We start from the raw sequence: 13827 nt of genomic DNA on the forward strand, positions 1-13827 counted from the left end.
TCATTAAAATATTGCAGCACTGTATTGAAACTTATGCCTCTGGCGGGAGTGGTATTATATTGTGCTTTTTTTTATTCTTGTATAAACTAAATATGTATAGTCTCCATCAAAACCATCAATCGTAGAGAAATTTAATAATTTAATGACAAAATTATTATTTTGCCAGATATTATTATTTTGCATATCTACTACATTATTTTTATAAGGAACAGTTATCCATGTTTTTATATTCCATTCCAAAAATTCTCCTTTCATTTTTCGCTCCGTAAATCTCTTCAAATCATAATAATGCTTGGGATTTCCATACTGTTGAACCAGTCTGGCAAATAACAAATGTTGTATTTCTTTTTCAAAAATAATTTTAACCTCACTTATCATATCCTCTATTGTTTGTATAAGTGAATATTTAGCTTTTAAATCAAACAAAATTATGTCTTCGTCTATTAAATAGATATCTCCATATTTTGTTAAATGATAATCTATACTATCTATTGGTTTGTTTAATAACCTTTCCATTCTAGCCTATTTAAATAAATTACAATCATCTATAATATCACTGCTTTTAAAAGCTGAATGAACACCATTAAAGTTAAAAGGTGCAGTCATCGAAGCAGAGCCACCATAAAATCTTAAATACATATTTGTTGTGTCAATAATTACATTATTTACAGAATTTTTAACAAAACCAAATCCATTCTGTAGGGCTACTTTAGAATTTTTTATGGGTAAGTAGTCTTTGCCATATAAGTCACGTGAATAAACGCAGCCAGAAATTACCCGGAGAATTCTGATCCCAAATCACCGGAAGCACTCTAACACTACAGTTTCTGCTGAAAAGATCCCTTAGATTTTATTTACATTACTCAAAAATCTGCCCTGTAAACATCTAATCGAATATCAAATTATCTCCTCTCATCATCATTTCTTTTATAATAGACAGTCTGTTGTCTCCATATTCCATAGACATATCAGAAGAGGTTGGATATCTTTTCAGCATTTTCTTTTCAAACCCCTCTAGGTTGTCATCAATAAGATAATTTAAAAATTCTTCATGCGCTCTTTCGTTATAAACAGGATTTAGTTTTGGAGAATAAGATTTCAAAAGGTTTTTATATTCTTCAACAGGCTTATGCCCGGTCAATAGTTCTTTGCATAACAGACTGTATAAAGAAAGCTGAAAGTAAATATCATCCTTCACTATTTTCCGATCTACCGTCTTTAAAAATGGCTCAACTTCATTCAGTTTATCGGCTAAAAAAAGCTGTTTCATTTTGTAGAGATATAAAATCTCATTCTTCTTATCGTTTTCTAATGCACAATCTATAGTAATCTGAAGACTATCGTTTGTTTGTCTTCGAAGCTTTTTGTACTTCTCTTCTGAAAAGTTATTATAAGCTACCACTCCTTGCGCTTCAAAACTAAACCAAATAGACCATCTCTTTTCAAAAAGATTGTAAAATTTTTCTTCACAATTCATTTCTTTCTTTTTACATGATATTACTAGTAATAAAAAACAACTTAAAAAAAAGGCTTTTTGTACATAATTATTTTATTTTAATAATATGATTTGTTCTTATTGCATCTCTAGCTTCTGCGGGAATTTGATAAGTAAGTCCAATCTTTACATTTATTGTAGAATTTAAAGGTATATTTTGCAATCTAGCTGTTGACAAAACAGCTCCATTTCCTTTTGTGGTGTAGACATTATAATCCATTTTTGCATTTAAGCCAATCTTATTATTCAGTACCCCCCTGATCTATTATCTTTCCATTAGTTAGTGTATAAGAAACATGAGTTTTTGTCTCAAAAAAGTGAGCCACTCTAGTTATTTTGTAATATCAATATCTTCTAACGATTTTTCTTTTACTAGCGTTTTAAACTCATCAAACTTAATGTTTTCCTTTAAAACATTTGTTTTAACATCAAATAAATAATATTTTAATTGTGATTTATTGATCTCTTGAGGTTTCATAGAATAGGTAGTATCAACTGAAAATACAACATAATTTTTATTATATTTAAAGTCTACTGCTCCACTATCTATAACTAATTCATTATTCCTCATTATAGCATTTTGTTTACTTCCTTCAAAAATGAATACATATCCAGAAGGACCTTTTTCCCTAAAATCTGAAAAATTACCATTTGCTGCTACAATAAATAATGATAGTAAGGCTAGGAATATTATTAATATATACTTTTTCATATAAATAAAATTTTAAGGATAGGTTCTTGTTGGTTGGGTTCTATGAATAATTTTATTAATGCCTTTAAAATTAATTTGATACTCCACTTTTGGAAGGCTATTATTGAAAAGAGTATCGTGATACGCTAAAACTCTTTACGTTACTGAAAAATCTGCCCTGTAAACATCTAATCGAATATCAAATTATCTCCTCTCATCATCATTTCTTTTATAATAGACAGTCTGTTGTCTCCATATCCATTTTCTTTTTTAGCTTCTTCCAATGATTTTGAATAATGATATTTACCAACTCCTTTATCCATTGCTAAGCCCCCAAAAATAAAAACAGAGAAAATGTATATTATTATGAAAATTAAAATAAGAATCATCATAATGTTCCAATATTTATTTATTTTTTCAATCATTTTTTCAGAAAATTATTTTTTAATTCTTTAAAATTGCTATTTGGAATAACAGAATAACCACCATACTGAGACAATCCTGCACCCGTTAAAGCGGCAGAGATCATAGAATTATCAATTATTGAAAAGAAAATGGTAATTACTCTGCAATTGTTCTATTTTAATTTGAAGTGTTTTATGATAAAATAAATTCCAGGGATACAGATTAGTGACAAAAACAAATAAAAACTTATTCCCAAATCTAAAATAATAGATACTATTAAACTTAAAACAGGAAGTGTTAAAAATAAAATGCCATTTATCAAATAATTAGGAGTTTTGACAAAAAAAGGAGTTTTATTTCTAAATCTATATTCATCACTATACTTACGGGAATGCCAGTCTTCAAAACTATCCATAAAATTATCATCCTGGTTATTTTTATGATCTTTCTCATTCATTTTTTAATAATTTTTCAGCTATTGTGTTAGACAATTAGTGCATCATTTTATTGGGTTATATGGTTAATTCGAATTAAGCCAATCGCACTCATAGGGATTTCTATGTAGGACCTTTATTATCATCTAATCTGATGAAGTAAAGATCATACAGTGAGTTGTTGTTAGTTCGTGTTATCATAATAGAGCCAGTCTGTAATATAATCATTACAGCCACTAAAGAAATAGGTATCAAAAGATAATCTAAATCTGTATTTTTTCTTTTCTTTAAATGCTCCTGATATTCTGCCCGGGATAATTTTAACTTCATATTCTCGCTTCTCTCCTTTCTTTAGCCTAACCATTTTCCCAAAACATTGTTTTGGATCTCCACACAAGGTACCGTCAAAACTATATTTTGAGGCAATATATTTTTTGGATTCTGAGCTATATATTTGTATATCTGTAGGTCTGGCAAACTCCGCATTAAACAGTATAGGAACTTTAACTTTTCCGTTACTGGAATTTTGTATCCTAAAAATAATTTTTCCATCATGTAAATATGGGTTATTAAAAAATGATAGATTACATTTTTGCTGAGCAGATAAAAAGCTCATTAGAAACACTAAGAAAAACTTATACATAACTTTTATTTAAAGAAACTTGATTTTATAGAATCATTATACTGTGATTGATAGACTTTCATGAGAGCGGGATGTGAATCTATATAATTGAAAATTGCTTGGCATTATTCCACTAATCCTTCATTCCCAGAACGGAGCTTTTGGAAGACTATTATTGAAAAGAGTGTCATGATACGCTAAAACTCTTTACATTACTCAAAAATCTGCCCTGTAAACATCTAATCGAATATCAAATTATCTCCTCTCATCATCATTTCTTTTATAATAGACAGCCTGTTGTCTCCATATTCCATAGACATATCAGAAGTGGTTGGATATCTTTTCAGCATTTTCTTTTCAAACCCCTCTAGGTTGTCATCAATAAGATAATTTAAAAATTCTTCATGCGCTCTTTCGTTATAAACAGGATTTAGTTTTGGAGAATAAGACTTCAAAAGGTTTTTATATTCTTCAACAGGCTTATGCCCAGTCAATAGTTCTTTGCATAACAGACTGTATAAAGAAAGCTGAAAGTAAATATCATCCTTCACTATTTTCCGATCTACTTTCTTTAAAAATGGCTCAACTTCATTCAGTTTATCGACTAAAAAAAGCTGTTTCATTTTATATAAATACAAAATTTCACTATTTTTATTTTGCTCCAAAGCGCAATCGATCATAATAGACATACTGTCATTAACTTGTTTTCTTAATTTGGTATACTGTTCCCTTGAAAAATTATTGTATGTTTTTCCTGGTTCTTTTTCAAAATCAAACCAAAGAGAGGTCCTTTTAATATATAAATTCCCAAATTTTTCATCACAGTTTATAGTATCTTTTTTACAAGAAATTATTGAAAAAAGAAAACTTATAAAAAATATTTTCTTAAACATATTTATCTTACTTTTATTAGGTGATTGGTATGTATTACTCCTTTAGCTCCTGCGGGAATTTGATAGGTAAGACCTATATTCACTTTTATGGTTGAATTCAAAGGGATGCTTCTGAAAGTTGCTGTTGATAAAACACTCGGACTTCCCTGAGAATTATATGTAGAATAATCCATTCTTGAACTTATTCCATACTCCTGATGCAATAAAAAACCTGCATCAATTTTACTTCCATCTGGACCTACAATTTCATAATTGGCAATATAAGAACCTCTTGTATTCATTCTTGAAGTCTGTGTGGTCATATTAACATCTGCGGTGCCATCATCTTAAAAAACCATATCAGCAGTGACCCCACTTTGAGAGCCACTGGGAACAAATATTCCTGGACCTTGTCCTGCTTTCGGGCCTTCCCCAATTTGCGGGATAACAGCGGTTTGTCCTCCACGGCTGCCATTGGCAGAATGTTTTTCACTCGTACTTCTAATTCGTTTCCTTCTTATTGGTTTTCTTTCATCATTCCAAATCTGCCCCCATATGCGCAATATAATTAAACGCAGCAACAATACTTCCCAATTAAAGCTCCTTCCCAAAAGTTCCTTAGTCAAGCGGAGAAACTACAACCTCCTAAAACTGCACCTAGGACTTATCATATTTATATTTTAAGATGCTTCATATTATATCATCTTTCTGCCACAATGTAAAAAAAATCTTCTTTATTAAGTTCTAGTATGATAGTATCCATATTTGTGTCTACTCCAATTATACTAATTGTACGTCTTCAAACCAACTTAGACATTTTAGTTTAAATCCTTAAGGAGGATTTTCGATTTATAAACTTACTAATTTTTGTTGGTTATATATTTGTCTTCTTTTTCGGATGGATTCCGCTTTTGTTTGCTTTCTTTTTTCCAAAATCTGTTCTGATCTTCCGAAGTACACATCTGCTGGAGTGAGGTTATTTATCGACTCGTGATAGCGCTTGTTATTGTAGTTTTCTACAAACTTCTCCAGTGCCTGGATGAGTTCCTCGGGATGATAAAAATGATTTAGTTTCACTACATTTTTCATCGTTCTGTGATAACGTTCAATCTTGCCCTGGGTCTGCGGATGCATTGGTTTTCCGTGAACCTGTTTCATCCTTAAATCGTCTTTCAGATAGCTTTTCAACTCATTGGAGACGTAGCAGGAACCGTTGTCCGAGAGCAGTTTCGGTTTGGCTTTGGTCTTTAATTTTGCTTTTTTAATGGCTGTGTCCACCGTTCGTTTCACATCTTCGGCTTTCATTGAGTCGCATAGCTCCCAGTGAATGATGTAGCGGCTGTAATCGTCCAAGATCGTGCTCAGATAGTACCATCCCCAGCCTATGATCTTGAAATAAGTAAAATCTGTCTGCCACATTTGATGCACAAATTCCGTTTTGTCTTTGAACTCATTTGCTGCCGAAAGAAGAAAATGATTCGGTGCCGGGATTAAGTCTCTTTGCTTCAAAATCCGGTAAACACTAGATTCTGAAATAAAAACACTTTGCTCATCGGTAATTTTGTAGGCCAGTTCCCTTGCAGATAATTCGGTGTGTTCCAAAGCGATCTCTACTACCAGATCTTTCTGTCTTTCAGGAATGCTGTTCCATTGCCTATGGTTTGTTCTTTTCGTAGTTTCCAAGCCATCATAGCCGTTTTCCAAGTAGCTTTGATACCATTTGTAAAAGCTGCTTCTAGCAATTCCAAAACTTTCCAAGGTTCGTTTCACGCCGAGTTCACTTGTGGTTACCGTTTGAATGATCTCGTATTTCTCAGCTGCCGATAATCTCATATATTTCCTGTATTTATCGATTAATCCAGCCTGTCTAAACTTTTTTTTACAATGTCATAGCGAACGACCAGATCAGCTACGATCTCTTTCAAACGTGCATTTTCCTTCTTCAGATCTGATACTTCATCACTCGTAGCCTCGCGAGCGACATCTCCATTTAAGCGCTTCTTTCCTGCTTCCATAAACTCCTTGTTCCAGGCATAAAACTGCGACTGTGCAATATTATGGTTCCTGCAAAGTTCGGCTACGGAAGTCTCCGCTCGAAGACCTTCCATCACGATTAAAATCTTTTGCTCTGCAGTGAATATTCTGCGGGTGTTCTGCCGAATATCTTTTACGAATTTCTCGGTCGGTTTCTTTTTCGGTGTTGCCATAATTAAAATTACTCTTTTTATGAAAACACTCCTTAAATTTTTAATGTCTAATGTCCACTTTTTGCTGACGATTTACAGATGTAAAATAAAAGGGTACGTAATCACCAATCATTCCATAATGTTCAATTCTTACCTTAGTTTCACTCCTTACGTCAATTATTTCAGGATTTCCAATATTAACATAGGGAGAATTAGCTTTAGAGCTTTTTTTACATACAATTCCAGTTTCTAATATTATTGGCAGGTTTTCGATATGTATAATTCTATAGCAATATTCTTTATTTTTATTAATCATTTTTAACTACACTTTGTTTACAATTACAGCTATCATTCCAATTTACGTATTGCGTTAATGTTAATATGGTTTAATATATCTTCGTAAAACTGTTTCAACAACTAATATAGAATTTATTTTGATGCTTTGATTATTAATTAATTAAATTTTTCTTGAGTTTTTTCGATTTGACGTTTGTATTAATTTTCATGAAGGTAGACATAATTAAATAAACTTTAATGCACTGAAAAACTTTGAAAATGCAATTTCAAGAAAATTGACAGTAAAAAATTAATTTTCGGCACATTTTTTTTCTTCACTATCATCTCCTTAATCTATCTAAAATTTGTGTATTTTCAACCTTAAAAAATAAAGATTTCCAAAACAAAAAAAAGAGTTCCGAAGTTTTTTGACCCTTTTCGCAGAAAAGGCAAGAAAGTCTTTGGAGGTACAAAATGTAAATTTTGTATATACAAAGACACATCTTGCTATAGAGTTTTCATAAGTCAGAAATTTTATTTAGTCTACCTTAATTTATACCAGTCGGAGTAGTTGATTTTAATCTAGTTTCGGTCTTTTAATTTTTGGAAGATTAGATAGCGAAGAATTTCCATTAAAGTGTGAAACATCAAGGGTATTCATATTTTTTTCAAGAGTAGCTTGCCAATTCAAAATAGGTCTTCCAATTGAATTTTTCCAATCGGCTTCTTCCCATTTTTGAAATTTTTGAATCAATAAAGCATCCAGCTTTTCTGAATAGTCTTTTAAAGTTTTCGCAAAATCCATAAACTGTTTTAAGTTCGGATATTTTGAAAATGAACTATTGGTATTAATTTCCGATTCCACAATGGTTTTTAGTTCATCAATCGGTTTATCTATCATTTCACAGGTTTTTGGTGTTACTTTTGGCATTGGGTTGCCATTTAAAATAAAACGATTTGGAAAACCCGGATTTCTATTATAATCTAAAAGTCCTATAAGTTTGAGCTTATTTTTTGCAGTAATGACCGTTTGCCTGGAAAGACCAAGCTCTCTTGCCATTTGATAGTCTGATAAAACAATTTCTTTTCGTGAATCTTCACATTTGTAGAGGATGAAAGTAAAAACAGCTATAGTATTTGCGCCAATTTTATTTTTTGAATTTAAATCAAACATTTTCTCAAATAAGTTCACATCAAAAGTTTTTGAATTTCTCATCTCTTAAATGCAGATTTATATTGTTTTTGAACTTCTTCGGTTTTCTTACTAAGATATTCATTCAAGTCCTTGAAATCTGAATACAGAACCCGGCAATCTTCTATTTTTTTTGTTTCATTGCAAATGATTTCTACAGCACGATTTCCCGCTTCATCATTATCACAATAAAGCTCCACTTTTTCATATTTTCCAAGTGAATTTTTAACATTTTGGATCATCGAAACAGAGTTCAAAATGAGATAATCGGAAGGTTGCTTTTCCAATTCATTTTCGAGAGTTTTAAAAGAAAGAAAATCGAAAAAGCCCTCAAAAACCCTAAGTGAATCAGAACCGTTTTTGATGGTTGAAACATCTTTTTTACCCAGGCATATTTTTGAATATTTATTGCGGATTTCGTAACCGCCTGAATCGTTTTTGAAACCAATTCCGAAATAGTTTTTATTGTTATTCTGATAATGGATTTGCTTTAAAAATTCGGTTTGATTTTGTACTTTTCTTTCTCTCAAATATTCCAGGAGTGCCGGATGCTGGACATTTTTAATTTCAATTATCTCGTAATTTTTCGGAAGATTCTCAAATTTCTGATAAGGAACATTTTGCTTTTGAAAAGAAGAAAAATTATGATTCTCTGCCCAAACTAAAACTTCACTTACTGAAGCATTCAGATATTTCCTCATAAAATCGGTATTATTACCACCAATTCCTTCTGAAAAGAGGTACCAATAGTTTAGGCTTTTATTAATTTTAAAAGAGGCCTGGGATTCGCTGGCAAAGGGGTTAAGATACCAGGCTTCTTTTTCATTTTGTTTCGTGGGAAGGTGTCCGAGAGAAAGGAGGACTTCTTCCAACGATATGCTGTTGAATTGTCTGCAGTTCATAGAGTTTTATTTTTGTGTTTTTTTATAAAGTTTTTTTTAATTCGCCTACCTTATTACCTATGCCTTTATTCATCGAGGTTTCTACGGATTTTACGTCCTACCTTTTATTACCTGGTTACCTTCATTTAATTCAGGTAATTAGGTAAGTTTACTTTTATTCAGTTACCTTATCGTAAACTTTTTGTTAATGATGGTTTCCGCAATTTTCAGGTAAGTGGTAAGTAATTTTAAATTATTTCATTCGTCAATTTTCCTTCGAATCAAATATCCATAGACTTGTCTTTTCGGATGTTTTATTCTTTCGTAGTTCATTGCGGTCAAGGCTTTACCAATTTTTATAATGTTCAGCCGTACACCAAGCGCATTGTTCATCGCAAGCATAATGTCCGAAGGCGTCAGAAATTCACTTTGCAGTTTGGATTTTTCGAAATGACTAAGGATAATTTCCTGTTCCAGGGATACCTGTTTGAATTTTTCATTCCGCTTTTCATTTTCCTGGATATCTTCAGCCGTGAGTTCAGGATTGTAATTTTTTCTTTCAAAAGCATTATAGTATGCTTGTGACCAAACTTTTTCAATATTGATTTCCTTAGAATAATTGAAATCAATCTCCAAAACTTCAAAAATCTGCCACCGCACACTTCCGGTTTCATCGGTTAAAAAATCCGACCGGTTGGTAGACCCACAAAACGAAGCCGTTCGGTGCATCAATGATGATTTTCGATCGTAAGGCAAACGTGCATTGACGGTATTTTTTGAAATGAAGGATTTAAGAATATTAACATCTGTTTTTGACATTACCGAAAGCTCATCAATATTGACCAGAAGGTTTTTACATAAGGAAATTAAGCCATCTTTATCAACACCAATGTCTTCTGTATAATATTGTTCAAGACTTGCAGGAATGAGAAATCGCAGAAAACTCGTCTTTCCACTGTTTTGCTTAGTATTGAACAGCACAAAACACTGTTTGTTGATGTAGCCGGGTTTCAATGCACAAATTACAGTCCTGGTTATCCACTTCTCGAAATACTTTTGGAAGGATTTATCATCGGTCGTCTTTACATAACTGCAAAGCTTACTGATATGGTTATCGTTGTCCCAATTTTCCAAGTTTTCGAAATATTCCCGAATCGGATTGTACTGCTGAATCAAATGACTTCTGACCAGAATCTCCAATTTATTAATCGGAATATCAATTCCTGATCTGACAAGTTCTATAAATAATGAGTTCAAATTGAGTGGTGACCATTTTTTATCCGAAACAAGTTTAATTTCAAGCTCAAGAGAGATTGTGTTGAATCTAATTGAATATTTTGAATTCAAATAATTGAGCGTTCTGTCAAATATTGTTTTCGTTTCTGTCTCAATTTGATACAGAATTTTATTTTCTTCCATAAAACATTTTTTGATTTTGGAAGGAGTCACAAATAATTTTTATATTTGCTCTTTACTTCCAGTAAAACAAACATTTAAACCTAACTATGGCAGTAGTTAGGTTTTATTTTTTGCGTAAAGAAAATTCTATTGCTTCTTGTTGGATCTCATCGTTTGATTTATGGCTGTTTTTGAGCAACCATTCGTCAATTTTTTTTCTTTCAAAGAATAGAATTTTTCCGGAAGGTTTTGAGAATGGGATAGAGTTGGTATGAACCAATTTGTAGATATAGGATTTCTTGAACCCTGTGTAATCTGAAAGCTCTTCTACATTAAGAATTGCCTTGAGCCCGAAAATATGCTTTTCAATTCTGTTGAGCTTATGAATGATGATTTCGTTATTTTCCATCTGTTTCTTTTAATTGATTTAACGAAACAAAAGTCAACAATAAAAACCATAAATAAAAGACTATCAATAGGTTGTGGGCTAAATAAGAATACTTTGGACTAATTTGAAATGTTAAAAGGCTAAATAAGATTATTCTGGATTCAACTGGATTAGAAAGTGATTTTCATTGCTTTTAAAAAATAGAAAACGGAACTTTCATAACTCGATATTTAATTCCGGAATAATCTCAGCAGCTTCCTTCATTTTGCTATCCACAATTTTAGCATAAATCTGCGTTGTTCTTAATTCACGATGTCCCAGTCTTTTAGAAACCGTGTAAATATCTGCACCATTTTCTAACAACAGAACGGCGTTCGTATGTCTTGCTGAATGAAAAGTAATATGCTTAGGAACTGCAGCACGATTGCACCAACGGATAATTTCAGTATTGTAGGTCATTCCATATTTTAAGCCTTTGAAAACTCTTTCTTGCGGATCTTGTCTTTCGCCCAGCAATTCTCTGGCTTGTTTTGAAATATAAAGATATTCTACACCCTCAGTTTTTTCTTGTCGGAAATTGACTCTGGAAACATCACCTTCATCACGAACTTCTTTCCAGGTCAAAGTATTAATATCCGACCAACGTAGTCCTGATAAACACGAAAAAAGAAAAGCTTTTTTCAAAACCGGATATTTGCATTCTGCTTTTGCTAATCGTTGTAATTCATCAAAAATCAGATATTCTCTTTGGCTTTCAGCTTGTTCAAAGGATTTGACTTTTGAAGCATAATTAATCGTCAAATATCCATTATCGAAAGCACTCCTTAGGGCAGCTTTAAACTTGTTGAAATATGAATATTTTGAGTTCTGAGAAAGTGGCAGTTCACTTTTTGTGAGAGCATCTTTTTCAAAATATCGGTGAACTTTCTTGACGAAGCTTTCATCAATTTCATCGAAAGTCATATTTTTTGGAACAATCTTTTTGAGATGTTGTAGAGTCGATAACCAATTACCGTAATTATTAGAAGTATCTTGTTTTTGTTTTTCCTCTGTCAACTCCTCAAAGTATGTTAAAAAAGTCCTTTTACTTTTTACAGTATCTTTCAAATCGTAGCGACCTTGAACATATTCAGCTTTTTTGATTGCCAAAATACTTTCGGCAAGAGCCATAGTTTCTTTATTCTCTTTTTTTTCCTTAACCGACTTTGGATCGGGGTGCAAATACAGTTTCAAATACTCAAAATTTCGCAGGTGAACTCTTCTTCCTTGTGCATTAGTAGAAGAACCTTTGTAATACTCAATGAAAAGACTAATCCTTCCATCAGCTAAATTTTTCTGTTTTAAAGTAATATTCATATCTTTTATTTGAGGTGTACATTTGTACACCTTTATGCTACTTTTTGTGGTTCGAGGTGTACAACAGGTGTACAAATATAAGAATAAACTCCAAAAAGAGAAAATAAAATTTATATAAATATCTGATAATCAAATAAAAGAAAGAAAAAGAAATCAAAGAAAAGCTAAATTATTTCCCGATACAGAACTTAGAAAAAATATTCCCCAGCACCTCATCATTTGTGACTTCCCCTGAAATTTCACCCAGATGTTCCAGGGCATTTCTCAGTTCATAGGCCAGCAATTCTGTAGAAATTTGGAAGGAAATGGCTTCCTTCACCTTGTGTACGGCATCCAGGGATTTCCCCAGGGCTTCAAAGTGACGTTGGTTGGTGATCACAACATTGTTTTCAGCAGATTTTAACTGTTCCACATACGAAGACAGTTCGTTCTTAAGATCCTGCATATTCTGGTTTTCTACTGCCGAGATTTTAATAAAATCAAACTCATAGGAAATCGAGTTCCGGAAAATATTTTCAACCTTTTCATAGACAGCAGGTGAAACTTCATCTATTTTTGTGGCGCAGATAATTAATTTAAGATCGTCCCTTACCAGAGATTTTATCATTTCCATATCTTCTGAGAAATCTTCTGTAGCGGCATCGGCAAGATATACCAGGATATGGGCATTCTCCACTTTCTCTTTGGCTTTTTTAACGCCGATCGCTTCGATCTCATCCATGGTTTCCCGCAATCCGGCCGTATCGATCAGGCGGAAAGCATGCCCTTTGATGTGCAAAACCTCTTCGATGGTATCCCTTGTAGTCCCTGCGATATTGCTGACGATCGCTCGTTCCTCCTTCAGCAAAGCATTCAGCAGGGTCGATTTTCCGGCGTTGGGTTTTCCGATAATGGCAACGGCAGTTCCTTTTTTAATTGCATTTCCGTACTGGAAACTTTCGATCAGGGAATTTAATTTCAGTTCGATTTTATCAAGCAGCTGGTTCAGAGCGCTGCGGTCTGCAAATTCCACATCTTCTTCCGCAAAATCAAGTTCAAGCTCGATCAGGGAAACGAAGTTCAGCAAATCTGTTCTCAGGAAAGAAATCTCGTTGGTAATCCCTCCTTTTAGCTGGCTGATCGCTACTTTTCTTGACGCTTCATTTTCTGATGCTATCACATCGGCAATAGCCTCGGCCTGCGAAAGGTCGATTCTCCCGTTGATGAAGGCACGGAGCGTAAACTCACCGGCTTTCGCCATCCTTGCCCCGTTTTTGATGAGCGTTTCCAAAATACGTTTTCCAATATGCGGGGAGCCGTGGAAAGCAATTTCCACAGAGTTTTCGGTCGTAAAACTTTTAGGCGCCAAAAATATCGACAGCATCACCTCATCGATCGCCTCTTCCCCATCGACAAAATACCCGTAATGAATGGTATGGGACTTCTGTTTTTCAAGATTTTTTGCCGGAAAAGATTTCTGAACGACCGGTAATGCATCGTTCCCCGAAACTCTGATAATGCCTAAAGCTCCTACTCCATTGGCCGTAGCCAGTGCGCAAATGGTATCGTTATTCATGCTGCAAATTTACGGTTTTTAATGACAGGGAATGATATGGTTTTTCTATGGCCCCGATTTTCAACTTTTATCTGTA

At 33.2% G+C, this 13827-nt stretch carries 17 protein-coding genes; all 17 read right to left on the bottom strand.

Going from position 1 to position 13827, the window contains the following annotated elements; genetic code table 11:
- Positions 1-54: 54 nt before the first annotated feature.
- The 17 genes from ODZ84_RS07445 to mnmE all read right to left on the bottom strand — a co-directional run bounded on the left by ODZ84_RS07445 (position 55) and on the right by mnmE (position 13751).
- Positions 55-516, bottom strand: coding sequence for a hypothetical protein (locus tag ODZ84_RS07445; protein WP_266176351.1), 462 nt, complete (start codon positions 514-516; stop codon positions 55-57).
- A 370-nt stretch (positions 517-886) separates the two neighbouring features.
- Positions 887-1477, bottom strand: a complete 591-nt coding sequence (locus ODZ84_RS07450; protein ID WP_266176352.1) for a hypothetical protein — start codon at positions 1475-1477, stop codon at positions 887-889.
- A gap of 67 nt (positions 1478-1544) precedes the next feature.
- The gene (locus ODZ84_RS07455; protein WP_266176353.1) at positions 1545-1715 is read right to left on the bottom strand and encodes a hypothetical protein; all 171 of its coding nucleotides are present in this window, start codon (positions 1713-1715) and stop codon (positions 1545-1547) included.
- Positions 1716-1826: 111 nt separating this feature from the next.
- On the bottom strand, positions 1827-2207 hold the full coding sequence (locus ODZ84_RS07460; protein ID WP_266176354.1) for a hypothetical protein: 381 nt from the start codon (positions 2205-2207) through the stop codon (positions 1827-1829).
- Between the two features lie 167 nt (positions 2208-2374).
- On the bottom strand, positions 2375-2611 hold the full coding sequence (locus tag ODZ84_RS07465; protein ID WP_266176355.1) for a hypothetical protein: 237 nt from the start codon (positions 2609-2611) through the stop codon (positions 2375-2377).
- Positions 2612-2763: 152 nt separating this feature from the next.
- Complete coding sequence (locus ODZ84_RS07470; protein ID WP_266176356.1) at positions 2764-3048, bottom strand: hypothetical protein; 285 nt, start codon at positions 3046-3048, stop codon at positions 2764-2766.
- Between the two features lie 161 nt (positions 3049-3209).
- A complete protein-coding gene (locus ODZ84_RS07475; protein ID WP_266176357.1) occupies positions 3210-3668 on the bottom strand; it encodes a hypothetical protein in 459 nt (152 codons plus the stop codon).
- A 218-nt stretch (positions 3669-3886) separates the two neighbouring features.
- Complete coding sequence (locus tag ODZ84_RS07480) at positions 3887-4540, bottom strand: hypothetical protein (protein WP_266176358.1); 654 nt, start codon at positions 4538-4540, stop codon at positions 3887-3889.
- Positions 4541-4542: 2 nt separating this feature from the next.
- On the bottom strand, positions 4543-4842 hold the full coding sequence (locus ODZ84_RS07485) for a hypothetical protein (protein WP_266176359.1): 300 nt from the start codon (positions 4840-4842) through the stop codon (positions 4543-4545).
- A gap of 526 nt (positions 4843-5368) precedes the next feature.
- Positions 5369-6726 (bottom strand): IS3 family transposase gene (locus tag ODZ84_RS07490; RefSeq protein WP_408612347.1). Its coding sequence is split into 2 segments (ribosomal slippage): positions 5369-6388 and positions 6391-6726, totalling 1356 coding nucleotides; the frame shifts between segments, so codons are not numbered across the junction.
- 40 nt (positions 6727-6766) lie between these two features.
- Positions 6767-7021 carry a DarT ssDNA thymidine ADP-ribosyltransferase family protein gene (locus ODZ84_RS07495; protein ID WP_266176360.1) on the bottom strand — a complete coding sequence of 85 codons (255 nt, stop codon included), beginning with the start codon at positions 7019-7021 and terminating at the stop codon, positions 6767-6769.
- Between the two features lie 537 nt (positions 7022-7558).
- Positions 7559-8197 carry a cyclic nucleotide-binding domain-containing protein gene (locus ODZ84_RS07500; RefSeq protein WP_266176361.1) on the bottom strand — a complete coding sequence of 213 codons (639 nt, stop codon included), beginning with the start codon at positions 8195-8197 and terminating at the stop codon, positions 7559-7561.
- The gene (locus ODZ84_RS07505) at positions 8194-9075 is read right to left on the bottom strand and encodes a toprim domain-containing protein (protein ID WP_266176362.1); all 882 of its coding nucleotides are present in this window, start codon (positions 9073-9075) and stop codon (positions 8194-8196) included. Before ODZ84_RS07505 ends, ODZ84_RS07500 begins: the two co-directional genes overlap by 4 nt.
- A gap of 237 nt (positions 9076-9312) precedes the next feature.
- Entirely contained in the window at positions 9313-10473 is a 1161-nt protein-coding gene (locus tag ODZ84_RS07510) for a VapE domain-containing protein (protein WP_266176363.1), read from the bottom strand.
- A gap of 103 nt (positions 10474-10576) precedes the next feature.
- A complete protein-coding gene (locus tag ODZ84_RS07515; RefSeq protein WP_027374281.1) occupies positions 10577-10861 on the bottom strand; it encodes a helix-turn-helix transcriptional regulator in 285 nt (94 codons plus the stop codon).
- A 195-nt stretch (positions 10862-11056) separates the two neighbouring features.
- Entirely contained in the window at positions 11057-12196 is a 1140-nt protein-coding gene (locus ODZ84_RS07520; protein ID WP_266176364.1) for a site-specific integrase, read from the bottom strand.
- 169 nt (positions 12197-12365) lie between these two features.
- Positions 12366-13751, bottom strand: coding sequence for a tRNA uridine-5-carboxymethylaminomethyl(34) synthesis GTPase MnmE (mnmE, locus tag ODZ84_RS07525; RefSeq protein WP_266176365.1), 1386 nt, complete (start codon positions 13749-13751; stop codon positions 12366-12368).
- Positions 13752-13827 lie beyond the last annotated feature (76 nt).

The sequence above is a fragment of the Chryseobacterium fluminis genome, from assembly GCF_026314945.1.
Classification (GTDB): Bacteria; Bacteroidota; Bacteroidia; order Flavobacteriales; family Weeksellaceae; genus Chryseobacterium; species Chryseobacterium fluminis.